A 19666-nucleotide genomic window follows, 5' to 3' on the forward strand; every position below is an offset into this window, starting at 1 on the left:
CAGGCGTGAAAATCGTGTTTTATTGTAGTTTATGATGAAAATTCAGACGGCCTGAAGGGGAAAATTCACTCAGGCCGTCTAAAATATCAGTTAATCCATGAAAGCGGATTCATGACTTGTCCGTTGTAGCGGACTTCAAGGTAAAGGCCGGTTTCGCCCGACGGCAAAGTACCGCTGGTACCAATCTTGCTGCCGGCATTGACGGCGTAGTTTTGGGCGATGTCGATTTCGTTCAGGCCGGAGTAAATGCTGACATAGCCGTCGCCGTGGTCGAGGACGACCACTTTGCCGTAGCCTTCAAGCTCGCCGGCAAAAGTAACCGTGCCTGAGGCAATGCTGCTGACCGGAGCAGGAACAGTATTGTAGAACACGCCTTTCCAAACTTCGCCATCGCCGCGGTCTTGACCGAACAGGCCTGCCAGTGTGCCGTTGACCGGTTTTTTCAGACGGCCTTGCATACGGCTGAAGCTGTTGGCGTTGCTGACGGTAAAGCCTTGGGTGTTCGGGGCTTGCAGTTTCATGTCTTCGTCAGTTAGCGTGGACATGGCGGCGCGTTCGGCTTCGGCTTTTTGCTGGGCGGCAGCCTGCTCTTTGCGGGCTTTTTCAGCGGCGGCCAAACGGGCTTCGGCGGCTTTTTTACGCGCTTCGGCTTCGGCTTTGCGTTGATCGGCTTTGCGTTTTTCCAAATCTTTCAAGAGATTGTTGAGGCGTTGCTCGTTTTCTCTGTGGTTGATTTTCTTTTGCGCTTCTTTGGCCATTTGCGCGTTTTGACGGCGGCTTTCGGCTTGTTCGGCGGTATTGGTTACGCCTTGTTGACGCAATGAAGCTTGAATATTGGCTTGCAGTTTCTTCAGGTAAGCCAATTCATTGTTGATTTTTTGCTCTTGCGCCGCCAGCTCTTTCTGTTGTTTTTCCAAGTCTCTCATGACTTGGTCGTTGGCGTTGTTGATATAACGCGTGTAACGCAGGAAGCGGGTTTTTTGACCGGCATCGGCGTTTTTCAGGAAGAGGGCAACCGCGTTGGGCTGGCTGTTTTTATAGTTGCCGGACACAAAACGCGAAATTTGGGCGCGCGTGTTGGAAACTTCGGCTTTCAACTGGTTGGCATCAGCATTGAGTTTTTGGAATTTTTCCCATGCGTCGCGTTGTTTGCGGTTGATGCCGGAGAGGTTGTTGCGTGTTTGTTGCAGCTGTTTGAGCGTGGCATTGACATGGATAATGAAACCCTCGTTGCGTTTGGCAAAGGATTTCTTGGTTTCCATGTCGTTGGCTGCGGCAGTTACGGCTGCTTTGAAATCGTTGTCGGCTGAAGAAGCGACTTTAGGCTCAACTTTAGGCTCGGCTTTTTTGTTTTGCTCTTTGGCTTTTGTGTCTTTTTTGTCGTCAACAGCTTTTTTTGCAGGTTCTTTGTCTTCGGCTGCTTTTTTTCCGGGCTCTTTGGTTTTTTTGCCGTCTTTTTTATCCTCGGCCACTTTTTTAGCAGGCTCTTTGGCTTTGGTTTCCTTAGGGTCTGCTTTTTTTACGGGTTCTTTGGCTTTGCTGTCTTTTTTATCTTCAACAGGTTTCTTGTCTTGTTCTTTGGCCTTGCCGGATTTTGCGGCTGCGGCTTTTTTGTCTTTTGCCGTTTCTTTAGGCTCTTCGGCTTTGCGGCTGGACTTTTTATTGTCGGCAGCGGCTTCGGCGACTTTAGCCGTTTTGTTTTTGGCTGAAGCGCGTTCGTTTTTGTCGGCGGTTTCCTTCTCTTTGGCAGCTTTGGCTTTAACCGCTTTTTTGTCTTCCTCTTTTTCTTTTACCGCTTGTTTTTTTGAGGTTTCTTTTTTTACATCTGCCTTGGCGGCTTCTTTCTCTTTTTTTACGGGCGCAGCCTTTTTGACAGTGGCCGCTTTTTCTTTCGGCGCGTCTTTGGCAGCATAGGTTGGCAGGGAGAAACTGAGCAACAGGGCGAGAATGAGGGGTTTGTAACGCATGGTTCGATCTTGCTATCAAAGTAGGAACAATAGGACGGATTATACTGTCTGTCAGGCCGTCTGAAAATAATATCGGGTTGCAATATGGACGAACGGTCTTATATAGTAACGATAGAGTGGGCGGACGGGGTTTAGTCTGCCTGGAAACTGACAGTCTGCATCGACAGGATATTATGAAAAAATATTTATTAGTAGTGTTGGGCGCCATGGTTTTGGCGGCTTGCGGTGACAATACCGACAAAATCGGACGCGCCAGTACGGTGTTTCATATGTTGGGTAAAAACGACCGTATTGAAGTGGAAGGTTTTGACGATCCTGATGTGCAGGGGGTTGCTTGTTATATTTCGTACGCAAAAAAAGGCGGTTTGAAAGAAACGGTCAATCTGGAAGAAGATGCCAGCGACGCATCGGTTTCCTGCGTACAAAGTGCAGAAGTCATCCGTTATAACGAGGCTGCAGTTTTGAAACCGCGACAAGTGTTCAAACGCAGTGCCAGCATAGCATTTAAGAGCCAGCAGATTATCCGCTACTACGACCCGAAACGTAAGTCTTTCGCTTATTTGGTGTACAGCGATAAAATCGTTCAAGGCTCGCCGAAAAACTCTTTGAGCGCGGTATCGTGTTTTGCCCATGCGAAAACCGATACGCCGGTACCGGCAGGCGGCGCGGTTTATGGTGCATGCGTGGTGGATGCGCCGGTTGCCGACGGACAAAAATAATAAAATCAGCTTATAGATATTAAGAAGAATATGAATTTAGCCAACCATTTCCTGATTGCCATGCCTCATATGGACGATCCGTTTTTTACGGATACGGTCATTTATGTGTGCGAACACGATGAAGAAGGTGCGCTGGGCATCATCATCAACAAACCTTCGCCGATTACCATGGACATGATTTTCGCCGCCGCCGACCGCAATATCCCGTTGCGCCTGCAACATGAAAACGTGATGATGGGCGGGCCGGTTCAGATTGAGCGCGGCTATGTCGTGCATACGCCGATCGGCCGCTGGCAAAACAGCATGGTGGTAACCGATAACGTGGCGCTGACTTCTTCACGCGATGTGATTGAAAACCTGTCTAAAGAGGGTGCGGTGGATAAGGCTTTGATCAGTATTGGTTATTCCAAATGGGGCAAAGGGCAGTTGGAGCGCGAGCTGGCAGAAAATGTTTGGCTGACCGTCCCTGCGGACGAGCATATTCTTTTTGATGTGCCTTATGAACTTCGTTATGCCGCCGCTTTTGAAAAATTGGGCGTCAATCCGAACGCCTTGGTTTCAGGAGTCGGTCATGCCTGATGCACCAAAAGGCACGGTTTTGGCTTTTGATTTCGGCGAGGCGCGTATCGGCGTGGCGCAGGGCGATGCCGAGTTGGGTATGACCCATCCGCTGGCGACGATAACTGGCAACAGCAATGATGAGAAATTTGAGGCCATTGCCAAGCTAGTCAAAGAATGGCAACCCAAGTATTTTGTGGTCGGACTGCCGACGCATACCGACGGGACGGAGCATGAGCTGACCCGTTTGAGCCGCAAATTTGGCCGCCGTTTGCACGGACGTTTTAAGTTGCCGGTTTATTGGGTGGACGAAAGGATGTCTTCCCTATACGCCGAAAGCCTGCTTGCAGAAGCCCAAGTATTTGGCCGAAAACAAAAATCCGTGCTTGACCAAGTAGCGGCGCAGGCGATTTTGCAAGGGTTTTTTGAAGGTGGCGCGGCCGAGTATTTCAATGGCCGCGAAGAATAGCATTATTCATTATAAAGGCCGTCTGAAACTGGGTTTCAGACGGCCTTTGTTTTGTTACGGCTTTGGGATAAAAGAAGTTTAGTTTGGTTAAGCCTGATTTTTTCAGCACAAATTTTGCTACACTCCGTTTTCTTTTTTTAGACACAAACACAAGGAAAAAGTCATGGCACTCATGGACAATCTTTTGAATGCAGCTACCCAAATGTTGGGTGGCAACAGCGAAAACGGCGCACAAGGTTCTCTGACCGATATGGCGATGGATTTGGTGAAACAGCAAGGCGGCGTGGGCAACCTGATCAACCAACTGCAACAAGGCGGTTTGGGCGATGCCCTGAGCAGCTGGGTTTCCAACCAATCCAGCAACCTGCCTGTGTCCGGCAGCGACCTGCAAAATGCTTTGGGCAGCGATACCGTGAACCAAATCGCGCAAAAATTCGGCGTGGATGCCGGCCAAGCAGGCGATTTGTTGGCAAAAGTGTTGCCTGACTTGGTCGATAAAGCCACGCCTAACGGCACGGCTCAAGATGCGGATGGCTTCGGCTTGGACGACATCGCTTCTATGCTGCTGAAAAACTTTATAAAATAATGAGTTGAATCATTTGATAAGGCCGTCTGAATCCGTTCCGACGGCCTTATAACTTTTGGTTCGCGGCAAATAACCAATAAGTCTTTTTCTGATGGAGACGGATGGCTTATGATGGGCACTTCATTTCACCAAATAAGAAGGTTATACACATGTCCCGCTTGACCATACACACAGTTGAAACCGCTCCCGAAGCTGCTAAACCACGCATTGAAGCCGTATTGAAAAACAACGGCTTTATTCCTAACCTGATCGGCGTTTTGGCCAATGCGCCGGAGGCTTTGGCGTTTTATCAAGAAGTCGGCAAAATGAATGGTGCCAACAGCCTGACTGCCGGCGAAGTCGAAGTTATTCAAATCATTGCCGCGCGCACCAATGAATGCGGCTTCTGCGTTGCCGGCCACACCAAACTGGCTACCTTGAAAAAACTGCTTTCCGAACAATCCATCAAAGCTGCGCGCGCGTTAGCTGCAGGTGAGTTTGACGATGCCAAACTGAGTGCTTTGGCGACATTCACCCAAGCCGTTATGGCGAAAAAAGGCGCGGTATCCGACGACGAGTTGAAAGCATTCTTTGATGCCGGTTACAACCAACAGCAAGCCGTTGAAGTCGTCATGGGCGTTGCTTTGGCAACTTTGTGCAACTACGTCAACAACCTTGCCAAAACTGAAATCAACCCTGAATTGCAGGCATTTGCCTAATCCTATCAAAGGCCGTCTGAAAATTCAGACGGCCTTTCTTAAAAGAACTCAATATCGCCAAAATATCCAGAGGAAAAAAAATGACACGCGAAGCTTTACTGAACAATGTTGCCGAACTCGTTAAAAGCAAATTAAAACCATTGGTGGACGACATCGACCGCAAAGGCCTGTACCCAAAAGAATTTATGCTGGAATTGGGCAAAATCGGCGGTTTTGCCGCGACCGGTACGGTTGAAGAAGGCGGTAACGGTTTGGGTTTGTCAACGCAAATTGCCGTATTGCGCGAAATCGGTAAAGAGTGCGGCGCGACTTCGTTCAGCGCATGGTGTCAGGCAGCTTGCGCGTGGTATCTGCATCAATCCCCCAACCAAGCGGTTAAAGACAAATATTTGGCCGATATTCTGCAGGGCAAAGTTTTGGCCGGTACGGGCATGTCCAATACCGTCAAACACCTTGCCGGTATCGAAAAACACAACCTGCAAGCCGAACGTGTCGAAGGCGGCTACAAAATCAACGGCGCTTTACCTTGGGTATCCAATATCGGCGAAGACCACATTTGGGCAAATACCGCCCAAATCGGTGACAGCTATGTGATGTTTATCACCGGCGGTCAATGGGAAGGCGTTACCTTGCAAGATTGCCCTGAGTTCTGCGGTTTGGAAGGCACGCGCACTTACAGCCTGAATTTTAAAGACGTGTTTATTCCGGATGAAGATGTGATTGCTACGCCTGAGCAGTTCCAGTCTTATATCCCGACCATTAAAGCCGGTTTCATTCTGCTGCAAATGGGTATTGGCGCCGGTGTGATTGACGGTGCGCTCGGCATTATCCGCATGGCCAATGTAGTGAACGCGGAAGTGAACGCTTACCTCGACCACAGCTACGATGATTTGAAAGCCGCGTTGGACGGCGCATGGGCGGAAGCCGAACGTCTTGCCGATGATGCCTGGAACAATAAACCTGATACGCTGGCAACCTTAAAACTGCGTGAAGCGGCTGCTGTGTTGGCATTGAACGCCACTCAATCTGCCGCATTGCATGCAGGCGCGAAAGGTTATCTGATGCGCAGTCCGGCGCAACGCCGCGTCCGCGAGGCCATGTTTGTCGCCATCGTAACACCGGCCATCAAACACCTACGCAAAGAAATCGCCGCTTTGGAAGCAGCGCAATAAATTCAAAATATCAACAATAAAACACACGAAAGGCCGTCTGAAAATACGGTTTCAGACGGCCTTTTAAAATAGAAGGAACACAAAATGGCTCAATATATGTGCGGCCCTTGCGGCTGGATTTACGACGAAGACCTCGGCGACCCCGAGCACGGCCTGCCTGCCGGAACTAAGTTTGAAGATATTCCTGATGACTGGAAATGCCCTGAGTGCGGCGTAGGCAAAGAAGATTTCTACCTTCTGGACTTCACCATATAAATTACCCGATTATTTAATAAAAAGGCCGTCTGAAATTTCAGACGGCCTTTGTTTGCCTAATCGTCAGCGGTAGAGCGAAACAATGGTTTCAGCCGCTTTGACGCAGCTTTCCACATCGGCAACCAAAGCGATGCGGACGTAGCCTTCGCCCGGATTGCCTTGTTCGGTATTGCGGGCGAGGAAGCGGCCGGGCAACACTTGGATAGCGGCTTTCTGCCACAGGTTGCGCGTAAATGCCAAGTCATCGCCATCGGGAACTTTCAGCCAAATGTAGAACGACGCGTCAGGCAGTTTGACATCGAATGCCTGTTGCAAAATAGGGATGACGCGGTCGAATTTTTCTTGGTAGAGGCGGCGGTTGTCAATGACGTGTTCTTCATCATTCCAAGCGGCAATGCTGGCGCGTTGGACGGGAATGCTCATCGCGCTGCCGTGGTAGGTGCGGTAGAGCAGGAAGTTTTTGAGCAACTCGGCATCGCCTGCGACAAAGCCGGAACGCAAACCGGGGACGTTGGAGCGTTTGGACAGGCTGGTAAACATAATAATGTTGCGCGTGCCGCGTCCTAATTGCGCCGCAGCCTGCAGGCCGCCGATTGGTTTGTTGCCGTCAAAATAGATTTCGGAATAGCATTCGTCAGAGGCGATAACGAAGCCGTATTTGTCTTGAAAATCAAAAATTTCTTTCCAGTCTTCTAATTGCAGGACGCTGCCGCTCGGGTTGTTTGGCGAGCAGACGATCAGGACTTTGGTGCGCTGCCATACGTCTTCGGGCAGGCTGCTCCAATCGGGATTGAAGCTGGGCGCAGGACAGTTGGCAAAATGGATTTCGCCTCCGCCCAAAATAGTCGCGCCTTCGTAAATTTGATAGAAAGGATTGGGGCTGATAACGACCGGTTTGGGGCCGTCTGAAGCCGGATTTAAAACGGTTTGGATAAAAGAGAACAAAGCTTCCCGGCTGCCCAATACCGGCAGGATTTCATTGTCGGGATTGAGGCTCAAACCATCATAACGGCGGGCCACCCATTCGACACAGGCTTGGCGCAGTTCGGGCAGGCCTGCGGTCAGCGGATATTTTTCCAGTTCGTGCAGGGAGGCGGTCAGCGCATCGGTAATGACTTTGGGCGTTGGGTGTTTCGGCTCGCCGATTTGCAGATGAATGGGCGTTACGCCTTCGGGTGCATCAATGCCTTGCATGGCTTCACGCAGGCGGGCGAAAGGATAGGGTTTGAGGTGGTTCAATAATGGGTTCATGATGTTTCTGCCGATAAATTAAGGCAATAATCTTAGCATTTTTTAGATGGATTGGGACAAAAAGGCCGTCTGAAAACAGGGTTTAAATGTTTTTCAGACGGCCTTTTGAATATTGATGCGTTTATTTGGCAGGGACGACAGGCAGGGAACCGTTCAAGAGATAATGAATGGTTTCTTGAACCGTACGGATGGCGTTGCCAAACGGCAGCGGGTCTTTACCACGGAAAAACAGGCCTTTATCGACTTCACCGCGGAATGCCGCGGAAAGTTGGATGTCGATACAGAATTGACCGGCTTTGGCCAAACCGTCACGCAAACCGCAGCTGGTCAGGCAGTTCAGGCCTTGTGTGCAACGGCGCGGATCGTTTTTGGCATTGGCTTGCAATTTGGCCTCGCGTTTGATGTAGTTGTCGAGGAATTTGGTGCGCACGCCGCGTGCAGGCAAACCGGCAACAGACATGAATTCAACCACTTTTTCGGTTTCCGCACCGGCCAGCGTTTTCTTGAAGTTGATGTGGGCATCGCCTTCTTCGGTCACGGCAAACGCGGTACCGATTTGAACGGCGGACGCGCCCCAGTTTTTCAAGGCTGTTTTGACTTTTTCAAAGTTTGCCATGCCGCCGGCGAGTACCAACGGGATTTTTTCGCTTTCCAAGCCCAAGTTTTTGAATACTTCAAACGTTTCCTCAATAACGCGTTTGAACTCGAATTTGGCATCGTTCACGCCGTCAACGGTTGCCGCACCCAAGTGGCCGGCTGCGTGGGCTGGGTGTTCGATAACGATGGCATCGGGCAAGATGCCTTTTTTCATCCAACGTTTCAAAACGATATTGATACCGCGTGACTCTGACAAAATAGGGAAAAGGGCGACATCTTTGTGGTAGCCCTCGGCCATTTCAGGCAGATCCAAAGGCAAACCTGCACCCATCACAATCGCGTCTGCGCCGGATTCACAGGCCTGACGGACGTAGGCGGCATGGTCTTTTACGGCTTTCATGACGTTGACGGCAATCATGCCTTTGCCTTCTGAATCGGCTTTGGCTTTTTTGATTTCACGGTCAAGCGCGATGCAGTTCAGGCGGGTGTATTTTTCTTCGCTGGAATCGATTTTTGATTCGGCCAGCAAATCTTCGTGCAAGTGGCGCAAATCGACGCTGGCGATGGTACCCACACCGTTTTCGCGCGCAACTGCGCTGGAGAGTTTTGATGCGGAAACGCCTACACCCATACCGCCTTGTACAACGGGAATCAGTGATTTGCCACGGATAATCAATGGGTCAAAGTTGTTTTGCATGGATGCTCCTTCATAGATTCTGGATGGTGCCGTCTGAAATCCTATGAAATGGATTGGATAACGGACTGATGTGTATATAAATAAGTGTGTTTTTCGCCGCCGTTTTTCAGACGGCATGGGGCGTGTTTTTAAAATTTTAGGAATTATACTCTAAGTTAGTGTAAAAATTAGAGTATTAATACAGTTTTTTTAAAGAAAAAATTGAAAAGTATTGTTAATAAAGGAATAAATTTTATGATGGGTTGGATTAAGGAGGCGAAATTGCAAACAAAATCTACAAAGAAAAAGGCCGTCTAAAATTTCAGACGGCCTTAAGTATGGGAATCAGACGGATGTCAGATTACATTTGTTTTTTAGCAGCATCAATGGCGCGTTGATCAGGGTTGATCAAGATTTCAACGCGGCGGTTTTGTGCGCGGCCTTCAACAGTAGCGTTGGAGGCGATTGGTTGACGGGAGCCGTAACCGAAAGTGCTCAAACGGGTGCTGCTTACGCCACGGGATTGCAGGAAGGTAGCGACAGATTCGGCGCGGTTGCGAGACAATGGCTCGTTGATGGCGTCGTTACCGGTGTTGTCGGTGTGGCCGTTGATGGTCAAAGTCGTATCAGGATATTGAACCAAAGTTTGCGCGGCAGCAGACAAGGCGCTTTGAGCATGGCCGCTCAGGGCAGCGCTGCCGGTAGCGAAGGTTACGTTTTCAGGCATAACCAGTTTGATTTGGTTGCCTTGACGTTCAACTTCGATGTTGGTATTGGCCAAGCTTTGACGCAGTTTTTTCTCTTGGTAGTCCATGTAACCGCCGATACCGGCACCTACTGCACCACAAGCCAATGCGGAGTTACGCGCGCCTTTACCGCCGTGGGTTAGCGCACCAACGATGCCGCAAACAGCCGCACCGCCCAAACCGTACATAGCGGTTTTGCTGGCGGATTGTTGACCGGTAGCAGGATCGGTCACACAGCCGGTGAGTGCCAAAGGAATTGCAGTAGCAATAACGGTCAGTGGTTTCAAGAATTTCATGTCGTATCCTCTTTTTAGATGACGGCTCGGGCCGTCTGAAATGAATAAAAACCGCGTGGGTCGTTACGAATTAATGATACCGAATATCCGAAACGCAAAAGAACGGGTTTAACCCGATATTACGAAAATATTTGCCAGTTAACATAATTCTGAAGCATTTCTGCATTTCTCCGACAGTTTGGTCATTTTGCCGCGAAATAACAAGCAAAGTTTTTTACAGTTTCTTCCGTTTTTTATGCTTGCGGCGATACCAGCTGACAAATGCCCATTTCAATCTGACTTTGACATCGTATCCCACCGAGCCTGCACCCAATATGAACAAAACGGCGGAAACGGGCAGGGCGAAATGATGGCCGACCAAATGATAACCCCATACGCCAACCACGCCGCCCAGCAAAAACGACAGCATCAAGCCGCTTAAAAGCCACATTTTCGGTTTGTTGACGCGGACGTGCGGCAGGCGCGGATGATGCTGTTTGGAGTAATAAAGCGCGCGTGAAATTTCAATGCCCAAGTCGGTCGCCGTACCGGTCATGTGGGTGGAGCGGATGGCACCACCGGAAAGAAGCGTGATAACCGTATTGTGCATACCCATGATAAAACACAATAAAAACAATGCCAAAGACGGCATAATAAAATCAGAGCCGCCAAAATCCCATTCCATCGCGGCAATACCGAACCAACCGAATATCAACAGATAAACTGCTTCCAGCCACATGGAAAATCCAAAGCTGCCACGGAAACGCATTTGCTGCGTCCACAAAATTACCCAGCCCGAATGCGCGGCTCCGGCAACAAAACATAACACGCTGATTGTGGCAATAATGGCCACACTCCACTCTTGAAGATACAAAACATCTGCCAACAGCGACATTGAGCCGGTAACGTGGGATGTATAACGTGAGAACGCGAAGAAGCCGCCGGCATTAATCGCGCCGGCAAGAAAGGCCATGATGTAGCCCAGCCGTCTGAAACGGGCATCGGAAATATTGTGTTCGTGCAGATACGGGCGATCCGCCTGCCAAAATGGCGGCGTGTGTTGCCTATGGTGGCGCGGTCGGTAAGAGTGGGGCCGTTTGTCGTCGTTCATTGATTGAGGGTAGGAGCGAGCATTTATATTGGGTGTATTTTATATGCAACTGCCTGCTGCCAAGAACAAATAATATAAAGTGTTCCTAAGTTGCTACACTTGCTCATTGCAAGATGAGGGCGTACATTAATAGAAAGATATAAACATAAGGAAACATCCGATGAATCCTCTCCGTCTGACCTTATTGTTTGGCGCCGTTGCATTGCTGGCCGCCTGCGCCACCACGCCCGAGCAAAAAGCCGCACGCGCCCAAGCGCAGAAACGCTATGAGCAGGATCTTCAAGTACATCTTGCCGGCCAATGCGATCAGGAAACTGCCGCGCTGATCCGCCGCAAATTTGACGAAGAAGGCAAACCCGGTGCTGTAACTGCGGAGCAAAAAGCCTTCCGACTCAAATATATCGACAAAGTTTCCGATCCGATGTTCCAAGCCTGCTACAAAATGGCATGGCAAAACTATATTTCCCAAGAACAGCTGCGCGAAGCCCGCTACTATCGCTATTACGATGATTGGGGCTATCCGTTTGGCCGTTATCCTTGGTGGTGGTAAGGTATTAACAAACTTTAGGGCCGTCTGAAAGCATATATTTATTGGTTTCAGACGGCCTAAGGTTTATTGAAACGGCAATAACGTTTACAATAGCCGCCTATTCAAACACAATACCCACCACCCATGAACATCTGGCTTGGACAGCGACACGCGCCCAAATTTCCGCAAGGAGCCGCCGTAACCATCGGCAACTTTGACGGCGTACACCTCGGGCACAAACACATTCTACAAAAACTCAAACGAGAGGCAGACCAGCGCGGTCTGCCTGTTGTCGTTGTTGTTTTTGAGCCCCAGCCCAAAGAATTTTTTGCGCGCAAAGCCGGGAAAAAGCTACCTTACCGCATCAGCCCGCTGCGTACCAAATTGCGCCTTTTGCGTGAAACCGGCTGTGTAGATGCCGTTTGGGTCTTACGTTTTAACCAAGCTTTCTCCGATATGAGCGCGCAAGCGTTTATCGACCAGTTCTTGCGCCAAACGCTCAACACGCGTTATTTGTTGATCGGCGACGATTTCCGTTTCGGTGCCGGCCGTGAAGGCTGTTTTGAACTCTTGGCACAACAGCCCGATATGCAAACCGAGCGCACGCCGTCCGTTATCGTTGAAGACATCCGTACCAGCAGTACCGCCGTCCGCCAAGCCCTTTCAGACGGCAAGTTGGAATACGCTAAAAGATTGTTGGGCCATGATTACGTTTTAAGCGGAAAGGTCAAACACGGGCAAAAACTCGGTCGCACCATCAACGCGCCTACCGCCAATGTCCAGCTTCCTCCGTATCATTATGCTTTAAGCGGCGTATTTGTCGTTGAAGCAGACGGCACATTCGGCTCGCGCCGAGGCGTTGCCAGCTTTGGTTTTAACCCCACTGTCAGCAACAACCGCTCGCAAAAGCTGGAAGTCCATCTGTTCGATTTCAACGGCGATTTGTACGGCCAGCGTATCTTCGTCCGTTTCCTGCACAAACTGCGTGACGAGAAAAAATTTGAAAGTATCGAAGCATTGAAAACCCAAATTTTGCAAGATATGGAAGATGCAAAGGTTTGGAAACCATAGAAACGCTTCTATACGCTTATAAAATCAAGACAATTGGGCTACAATAAGTCCTTTGATTCTTTCAGACGGCCTGTTCTTTTCAAAATGAGCAATCAGGCCGTCTGAAACCGAAATACCGCAACAATAGAGATTAGAAAATGACCGATTACAGTAAAACCGTAAACCTGCTCGAGAGCCCGTTTCCAATGCGCGGCAATCTTGCCAAGCGCGAGCCTGCATGGCTGAAAAGCTGGTACGAGCAAAAACGCTACCAAAAACTGCGCGAAATCGCCAAAGGCCGTCCGAAATTCATTCTGCATGACGGTCCTCCGTATGCCAACGGCGACATCCACATCGGTCATGCCGTCAATAAAATTCTCAAAGACATCATTATCCGCAGCAAAACCCAAGCCGGTTTTGACGCACCTTATGTACCGGGTTGGGACTGCCACGGTTTGCCCATCGAAGTGATGGTAGAAAAACTGCACGGCAAAGACATGCCTAAAGCCCGTTTCCGCGAATTGTGCCGCGAATACGCCGCCGAACAGATTGCCCGTCAGAAAAAAGACTTTATCCGCTTGGGTGTGTTGGGCGACTGGGACAATCCTTACCTGACCATGGATTTCAAAACCGAAGCCGATACCGTGCGTATGCTCGGCGAAATCTACAAATCCGGCTATCTCTACCGCGGCGCGAAACCGGTTCAATTCTGCTTGGACTGCGGCTCTTCCTTGGCTGAAGCCGAAGTGGAATATAAAGACAAAGTATCGCCTGCGATTGACGTTGCCTATCCGTTTAAAGACACTGCCGCGCTTGCCGCCGCATTCGGTTTGGCAAGTATCGAAGGCAAAGCGTTTGCCGTTATTTGGACAACCACGCCTTGGACTTTGCCTGCGAGCCAAGCTGTTTCAGCTGGTGCAGACGTGGTGTATCAACTGATTGATACGCCTAAAGGCAAATTGGTGTTGGCCAAAGATTTGGCAGAAGATGCGCTCAAACGCTACGGCTTCGCTTCAGACGACCTGAAAGTATTGGCAGAAACCACAGGCGACAAGCTGGAAAACCTGCACATGAATCATCCGTTCCTCGAACGCGATATTCCCATGCTCAACGGCGACCATGTGACCACCGATGCCGGTACCGGTTTGGTGCATACTGCGCCTGCGCATGGTCTGGAAGACTACGCTGTCTGCAATAAATACGGCATCGAGCTTTACAACCCTGTCAACGCCGAAGGCAAATACATCAGCGAAACACCGCGCGTTACTGGTATGCGCGTTTGGGAAGCGAATCCCGTTATCCTGCAATGGCTGGAAGAAACCGGCAACCTTTTGGCAAGCAGCAAAATCGAACACAGCTACGCACACTGCTGGCGCCACAAAACGCCGTTGATTTACCGTGCGACAGGCCAATGGTTTGTCGGTATGGACAAAGCAGGTGCAGATGGTAAAACCCTGCGCGACAAAGCCATCAAAGCCGTTGATGACACCGAATTCTTCCCATCATGGGGTCGTGCGCGTTTGGAAGCCATGATTGAAGGCCGTCCTGACTGGGTGGTTTCACGCCAACGCTATTGGGGCACACCGATGACTTTCTTCGTCCACAAAGAAACGGGCGAGTTGCATCCGAACTCCGCCGAGCTTTTGGAGAAAGTAGCACAACGCATCGAAGAAAAAGGCATCGAAGCATGGTTCTCTCTTGATAAGAGCAAACTCTTGAGTGCGGAAGATTGCGAAAATTACGACAAACTTTCCGATACCATGGACGTATGGTTCGACTCCGGCTCGACCCATTATTCTGTCTTGAAACAACGCGAAGAATTGGAATGGCCGGCTGACTTGTACCTCGAAGGCAGCGACCAACACCGCGGCTGGTTCCAATCGTCCATGCTGACTGGTTGCGCCTCATCAATGGGTCGTGCACCGTACAAACAGCTGCTGACCCATGGTTTCGTGGTTGACCAAAACGGCCGTAAAATGTCGAAATCCATCGGTAACGTCGTCGCACCGCAAGAAGTTTACAATGAATTTGGCGCAGACATCTTGCGTCTGTGGGCGGCATCCACCGATTACAGCGGCGAATTGGCGATTTCCAAAGAAATCCTCAAACGCGTAACTGAAAGCTACCGCCGTATCCGCAACACCTTGAGCTTCCTGTTTGCCAACCTCAGCGACTTCAATCCTATTGAAGATGCCGTGCAACAGGCAGACATGGTGGAAATTGACCGCTACGCCGTGGTATTGGCACGTCAGCTGCAAGAGCGTCTGGCAGGCGACTTCTATCCTCGCTACGCCTTTCACTTTGCCGTAAAAGACATTGTTTCTTTCTGCTCTGAAGACTTGGGCGCGTTCTACCTCGATATCCTGAAAGACCGCCTCTACACCACCAAAGCAGACAGCCATGCACGCCGCAGTGCGCAAACTGCCCTGTATCACATCACACGCAGTTTGGTTCTGCTGATTGCGCCGATTTTGTGCTTTACCGGAGAGGAAGCATGGGACATCATCGGTGGTGGAGAAGAAGACAGCGTCCTCTTCCACACATGGCATGAATTCCCATCTATCAATGAAAAAGCCGAAGCTGAATTGGTGAAAAAATGGACGGCAATCCGCGAAGCACGCGAAGCGGTAACTGCTGCCATCGAGCCTTTGCGTACGGATAAAACCGTCGGTTCTTCATTGCAAGCCGAAACCGAAATTACGGCTCCGGAAGAAATTGCCGACTATCTGAACACTTTGGGCGAAGAATTACGCTTTGCTTTGCTGGTGTCTAAAGCAGAAGTGAAAGTAGGTAATGAACTTGCTGTAACCGCTAAAGCCAGCGATGGTGAAAAATGCGAACGCTGCTGGCACTACACCCACGATGTAGGCGCAATTGCAGGCCATGAAACCATCTGTAAACGTTGTGCAGACAACGTTGACGGTAAAGGCGAAGACAGACATTACGCTTAATGGTTTGGTCTAAGATAAAGGCCGTCTGAAAACTTTGGTAATAGGTTTTCAGACGGCCTTTGTTTATTGAATCTGTTTCGTATAGCGAATAGATTTTGAAGGGTAATTGGGATTTGTAGTTTTGATAAATAGAGATAGTCAGTATAGGTATAGTGGATTTGACGTATATTGAGAAATATATTCTCGTAGAAAGCACTTTTCAAAGGATCTTACTTATCCGTGGGGTATGGATGTATTTTAAACCTTCAAATAGCCTCATATTTACATTTTCTCATTGAACGGAAACTATATTTCTCTTTCGTTTTTTCCAATATAAAAGGCCGTCTGAAACAAGTTTTCAGACGGCCTTTAGCTATTCTATTGCTAAGTAGAAATTAGCGTGCAGAGCAAGAAGTTTCTACTTTGTTGCCGTATGGGTCAGTGAAGCCGAAGAATGCTTCGCTGCCTTTTTGATGCCATTCAGCGCCTTTGCCGAACAGGCCTTGGTTGGCAACATAGCGTTCGCCTGAACCTGCAACGGCAGAAGACAGGGTGGCAACTTTGTCGTCAAGGCGTAATTCAACTTGATCGGTGCTCAGGTTGCGGACTTGTACAGACAGACCGTTTTCGCAGCTGAATGATTGAACACGGGCATCATGATCGTGTGCACGGCCGTGGTCATGATTGTGCTCGTGACGGTGACCATGGTCATGTTGATGGGCTTCGGGTGCGGCACAGGCAGCGAGACTCATGGCGGCGGCAATTGCGAGCAGGGCTTTTACTTTCATTTTTGACTCCTATGGTCAGTGTTGAAGGAAGAATGTAGCGGCATGTTATAAATATCTTTATGGCTTCACAATAGGGATAACCATTATTTACTTTTCTTCCTGTTTCCGGGAGTATGGCAGGATTTTTTGTAGTTTTGATATAAATGATTAATGCCGTTTGAAAAAAAGCCGCACTTGCGCTAGAGGTAAACGAAAGTGCGGAAGATTCAGAGAGTTACATTGAAATAAGGAGGCGACAGCTTAACGCTGGCGTGCTTTAAAACGGGGATTGCTCTTACAAATGACGTACACTTTGCCTTTTCGGCGGACAATTTGGCAGTCGCGGTGTCGTTTTTTTGCAGTTTTCAGGGATGAGAGGACTTGCATCATTTATCCTTTCTGAAAGAAGACATCATGGATTGGTAACGTTGGTTGAACTTGCTGGCGCGACCTTCGACATTGACATTACGTTGTTTGCCTGTGTATACGGGGTGGGACGCGGAAGAAGTATCAAGCGAAAAGAGGGGATACTCTATGCCGTCTTTCCAAACCATGGTTTTGCCGTGGGTATTGGCACATGAACGGATGAGCCATCCTTGGTCTGCGCCGCTGTCGTAAAACAGGACGGTACGATAGTTGTCCGGGTGGATATTAGGTTTCATTTCTTTCTCCAGTAAATGTTATGGTATAACATTATACTCCTAGAAAAAGAGCAGGCAAGTGTTTTTTGTTTTTCTTTATCACGGGATTGTGGCATTTTGATAAAATATGCGGTTTCAGGCGGCCTTTTTTATGAGGCCGTCTGAAACATATTGTTTTCTGATGATAGGAATATGATGTATCTGCATAAGGGTTTCAGATTGGGCGGTGCGGTAAGCAAGGTGATGCCGATTGTCCATGTATTGTCCAAGCTGGGGCTGTTGTTTTCATTACTGTTGGCCGTGCCGACACTGATGTCGTATTTTTATCACGACAGCGCGTTTCTCGTGTTTGCCTATACGGCTTTGACCGTATTGCTGGTGTCGTGTGTAACTTGGGTGCTGACGCTGCGTTTCAACCGTGAATTGCGGCCACGTGACGGATTTACCCTGGTATTGATGCTGTGGCTGGCTTTTGCTGTCGTGGCGGCGATGCCGATTTATTTTTATATGCCGTCCATGAGTTTCACCGATGCATTTTTTGAGGCGATGTCGGGGCTGACGACAACGGGGGCAACAGTGATTTCCGGCTTGGATACGCTGGATCCGTCGGTAAATTTTTGGCGGCACATGCTCAACTGGCTTGGCGGTATGGGTATTATCGTGCTGGCTGTGGCGATTTTGCCGATGTTGGGCGTGGGGGGGACGCAGCTCTTCAAAGCGGAAATTCCGGGTATGGATAAGGAAAGCAAGATGGCTCCCCGCATTTCGCAAGTGGCTAAACGGCTGTGGTTTGCCTATGCGCTGACAACTGCTGCCGCCTTTGTATCCTTGCATATTGCCGGTATGGGTTGGTTTGATGCCTTGTGCCATGCGATGTCGGCAGTGGCCTTAGGCGGTTTTTCGACACATGATGACAGCGTTGCCTATTTTAATTCTGTAGCAGTCGAATGGACGTTGATGTTTTTTACTGTCTGGGGCGGTATCAATTTCGCCAGCCACTTTACTGCGCTGGGCAACCGCTCCTTGCTGGTGTATTGGAAAGATGAAGAATGCCGCACCATGCTGCTGGTTTTGTCGGGCAGTATTTTGATTTCGGCATTGTATTTATGGCAGCAGGACGTTTATCAAAGCCTTGGCGAAGCTTTGCGCTTTGTCAGCTTCAACTTTGTGTCCATCGGATTGGCCAGCGGTTTCTCCAATGCCGACTTTGCACAATGGCCGCTGATTGCGTCGTTGTGGATGTTTTTCCTGTCGAACGTGTTGGCAAGCTCAGGCTCTATGGGTGGCGGTATTAAAAACGTGCGTGCTTTGGTGTTGTTCAAATTCAGCTTGCGCGAAATGTTGATTTTGCTGCACCCGCGTGCGGTGCGTACGGTAAAGGTCAACAATCGCTCCATTCCGGATCGCATGGCGCTGACCGTCATGTCGTTTATCTTTATTTACTTTATGACGGTCATTGTATTCAGCTTTTTACTGATGGCGGCAGGTTTGGACTTTTTATCCGCCTTTACGGCAGTCATTGCTTGTATTACCAATGCAGGGCCGGGATTGGGTGCTGTCGGTCCGTCGCATAATTATGCCGCGCTGAGTGATGTGCAGAAGTGGCTGTGTACGGCTGTGATGTTGTTGGGACGTTTGGAGATTTTTACCGTTTTAATTTTGTTTACTCCGGCATATTGGAAGAAATAAGTGTGAGAAAAAGGCCGTCTGAAATTTCAGACGGCCTTTTTATAATGGCTGGGCTTAAGCGTATTGTTTGAGCAATTCTTTGAATTGTTCGCCAGTTTCAGGGTGTTTCAAACCGTAAGCCACGGTTGCTTCAAGGTAACCCAATTTGCTGCCGCAGTCGTAGCGTTTGCCATCAAATGCATGAGCTAACACAAACTCATGATCAAGCAGGCGGGCGATACCGTCTGTCAGTTGGATTTCACCGCCGGCACCGCGGGGAAGGTTGGTCAACAAGTCAAAAATACGCGGAGTCAGGATGTAGCGGCCGACAACGGCGAGGTTGGAAGGTGCTTCTTCCGGTTTGGGTTTTTCAACAATATTGACTACACGTTGATAGCTTTTCAGCTTTTCAACTTCAACGATACCGTAAGAGCCTGTTTGAGAAGGATCAACGGTTTCAACGCCCAAAACACTGTTACCGCTTTGGTTGTACACATCAACCATCTGTTTCAATGCACCTTTAGGCGCATCAATCAAATCGTCTGCCAAAATAACGGCGAAAGGCTCGTTACCAACGGCAGCTTGTGCGCACAATACGGCATGACCCAAACCCAATGCTTCAGTTTGACGGATGTACATGCAGGTAATGTTGGAAGGCAGGATATCGCGAACGTGCGCCAACAGTTTGTCTTTTTGACGCAATTCCAATTCGGTTTCCAACTCGTATGCTTTGTCGAAGTGGTCTTCGATACTGCGTTTGTTACGGCCGGTGATGAACACCATTTCGGTACAGCCGGCTTCAACCGCTTCTTCAACTGCATATTGAATCAGAGGTTTGTCCACGATAGGCAGCATTTCTTTGGGGCTGGCTTTGGTCGCAGGCAAGAAACGGGTACCCATACCAGCAACGGGAAAGACGCATTTTTTAATGGGTTTCATATTATTATCCTATTTTAACTGTGGGTTTATACCCCAAAAAGTGTAAAGATGTAGTCGTATGT

At 49.3% G+C, this 19666-nt stretch carries 20 protein-coding genes; 11 read left to right on the plus strand and 9 right to left on the minus strand.

From position 1 onward, the window contains the following. Nucleotides 1-86: 86 nt before the first annotated feature. Nucleotides 87-1967, minus strand: a complete 1881-nt coding sequence (locus O3661_RS01665) for a peptidoglycan DD-metalloendopeptidase family protein (RefSeq protein ID WP_371492086.1) — start codon at nt 1965-1967, stop codon at nt 87-89. A gap of 173 nt (nt 1968-2140) precedes the next feature. Between O3661_RS01665 and O3661_RS01670 the strand changes: the two genes are divergently transcribed. The 7 genes from O3661_RS01670 (at nt 2141) to O3661_RS01700 (ending at nt 6424) form a co-directional block, all read left to right on the plus strand. Beyond that, the gene (locus O3661_RS01670; protein WP_049328632.1) at nt 2141-2686 is read left to right on the plus strand and encodes a CreA family protein; all 546 of its coding nucleotides are present in this window, start codon (nt 2141-2143) and stop codon (nt 2684-2686) included. Between the two features lie 30 nt (nt 2687-2716). Then, a complete protein-coding gene (locus O3661_RS01675; RefSeq protein ID WP_049322876.1) occupies nt 2717-3265 on the plus strand; it encodes a YqgE/AlgH family protein in 549 nt (182 codons plus the stop codon). Next, nucleotides 3258-3713, plus strand: coding sequence for a Holliday junction resolvase RuvX (gene ruvX / locus O3661_RS01680; protein ID WP_371492087.1), 456 nt, complete (start codon nt 3258-3260; stop codon nt 3711-3713). The genes O3661_RS01675 and ruvX overlap by 8 nt, the downstream gene beginning before the upstream one ends. 163 nt (nt 3714-3876) lie before the next feature. Next, nucleotides 3877-4299 carry a YidB family protein gene (locus O3661_RS01685; protein ID WP_003747321.1) on the plus strand — a complete coding sequence of 141 codons (423 nt, stop codon included), beginning with the start codon at nt 3877-3879 and terminating at the stop codon, nt 4297-4299. A gap of 149 nt (nt 4300-4448) precedes the next feature. Then, nucleotides 4449-4997 carry a carboxymuconolactone decarboxylase family protein gene (locus O3661_RS01690; protein WP_063068843.1) on the plus strand — a complete coding sequence of 183 codons (549 nt, stop codon included), beginning with the start codon at nt 4449-4451 and terminating at the stop codon, nt 4995-4997. Nucleotides 4998-5077: 80 nt separating this feature from the next. Beyond that, entirely contained in the window at nt 5078-6169 is a 1092-nt protein-coding gene (locus O3661_RS01695; protein ID WP_371492088.1) for an acyl-CoA dehydrogenase family protein, read from the plus strand. An 84-nt stretch (nt 6170-6253) separates the two neighbouring features. Continuing rightward, nucleotides 6254-6424, plus strand: a complete 171-nt coding sequence (locus O3661_RS01700) for a rubredoxin (RefSeq protein ID WP_063068841.1) — start codon at nt 6254-6256, stop codon at nt 6422-6424. 63 nt (nt 6425-6487) lie between these two features. Here O3661_RS01700 and dapC read toward each other — a convergent pair whose 3' ends face one another. The 4 genes from dapC to O3661_RS01720 all read right to left on the minus strand — a co-directional run bounded on the left by dapC (nt 6488) and on the right by O3661_RS01720 (nt 11080). Then, nucleotides 6488-7675 (minus strand): succinyldiaminopimelate transaminase, encoded by a 1188-nt coding sequence (gene dapC, locus O3661_RS01705; RefSeq protein WP_371492089.1) that lies wholly within the window; start codon nt 7673-7675, stop codon nt 6488-6490. Nucleotides 7676-7796: 121 nt separating this feature from the next. Continuing rightward, nucleotides 7797-8969: a nitronate monooxygenase family protein gene (locus O3661_RS01710; RefSeq protein WP_004520097.1), complete on the minus strand. Its 1173-nt coding sequence runs from the start codon at nt 8967-8969 to the stop codon at nt 7797-7799. 340 nt (nt 8970-9309) lie between these two features. Then, on the minus strand, nt 9310-9990 hold the full coding sequence (locus tag O3661_RS01715) for an OmpA family protein (protein WP_049328625.1): 681 nt from the start codon (nt 9988-9990) through the stop codon (nt 9310-9312). A gap of 214 nt (nt 9991-10204) precedes the next feature. Beyond that, nucleotides 10205-11080: a YoaK family protein gene (locus O3661_RS01720; protein ID WP_371492090.1), complete on the minus strand. Its 876-nt coding sequence runs from the start codon at nt 11078-11080 to the stop codon at nt 10205-10207. Between the two features lie 160 nt (nt 11081-11240). Here O3661_RS01720 and O3661_RS01725 point away from each other — a divergent pair, with 160 nt between their 5' ends. The 3 genes from O3661_RS01725 to ileS all read left to right on the plus strand — a co-directional run bounded on the left by O3661_RS01725 (nt 11241) and on the right by ileS (nt 15610). After that, nucleotides 11241-11630 (plus strand): hypothetical protein, encoded by a 390-nt coding sequence (locus O3661_RS01725; protein ID WP_070590784.1) that lies wholly within the window; start codon nt 11241-11243, stop codon nt 11628-11630. Nucleotides 11631-11753: 123 nt separating this feature from the next. Continuing rightward, a complete protein-coding gene (ribF, locus tag O3661_RS01730; protein WP_371492091.1) occupies nt 11754-12680 on the plus strand; it encodes a bifunctional riboflavin kinase/FAD synthetase in 927 nt (308 codons plus the stop codon). A gap of 137 nt (nt 12681-12817) precedes the next feature. Next, nucleotides 12818-15610 carry an isoleucine--tRNA ligase gene (gene ileS / locus O3661_RS01735; RefSeq protein WP_371492092.1) on the plus strand — a complete coding sequence of 931 codons (2793 nt, stop codon included), beginning with the start codon at nt 12818-12820 and terminating at the stop codon, nt 15608-15610. Nucleotides 15611-15984: 374 nt separating this feature from the next. Here ileS and O3661_RS01740 read toward each other — a convergent pair whose 3' ends face one another. The 3 genes from O3661_RS01740 to O3661_RS01750 form a co-directional block, all read right to left on the minus strand. Continuing rightward, the gene (locus O3661_RS01740; protein ID WP_049348337.1) at nt 15985-16377 is read right to left on the minus strand and encodes an MliC family protein; all 393 of its coding nucleotides are present in this window, start codon (nt 16375-16377) and stop codon (nt 15985-15987) included. A 240-nt stretch (nt 16378-16617) separates the two neighbouring features. Further along, complete coding sequence (ykgO, locus tag O3661_RS01745; protein WP_003685279.1) at nt 16618-16743, minus strand: type B 50S ribosomal protein L36; 126 nt, start codon at nt 16741-16743, stop codon at nt 16618-16620. Beyond that, a complete protein-coding gene (locus O3661_RS01750) occupies nt 16743-17018 on the minus strand; it encodes a type B 50S ribosomal protein L31 (RefSeq protein WP_371492093.1) in 276 nt (91 codons plus the stop codon). Before O3661_RS01750 ends, ykgO begins: the two co-directional genes overlap by 1 nt. A 171-nt stretch (nt 17019-17189) precedes the next feature. On the opposite strand from O3661_RS01750, the gene O3661_RS01755 reads away from it, so the two are divergent. Then, nucleotides 17190-18686, plus strand: a complete 1497-nt coding sequence (locus O3661_RS01755; protein WP_371492094.1) for a TrkH family potassium uptake protein — start codon at nt 17190-17192, stop codon at nt 18684-18686. A 54-nt stretch (nt 18687-18740) separates the two neighbouring features. On the opposite strand, the gene galU is transcribed toward O3661_RS01755, so the two are convergent. Beyond that, entirely contained in the window at nt 18741-19604 is an 864-nt protein-coding gene (gene galU, locus O3661_RS01760) for a UTP--glucose-1-phosphate uridylyltransferase GalU (RefSeq protein ID WP_150537882.1), read from the minus strand. Nucleotides 19605-19666 lie beyond the last annotated feature (62 nt).

The sequence above is a fragment of the Neisseria sp. 20925_1_37 genome (assembly GCF_041433255.1).
GTDB lineage: Bacteria > Pseudomonadota > Gammaproteobacteria > Burkholderiales > Neisseriaceae > Neisseria > Neisseria flavescens_D.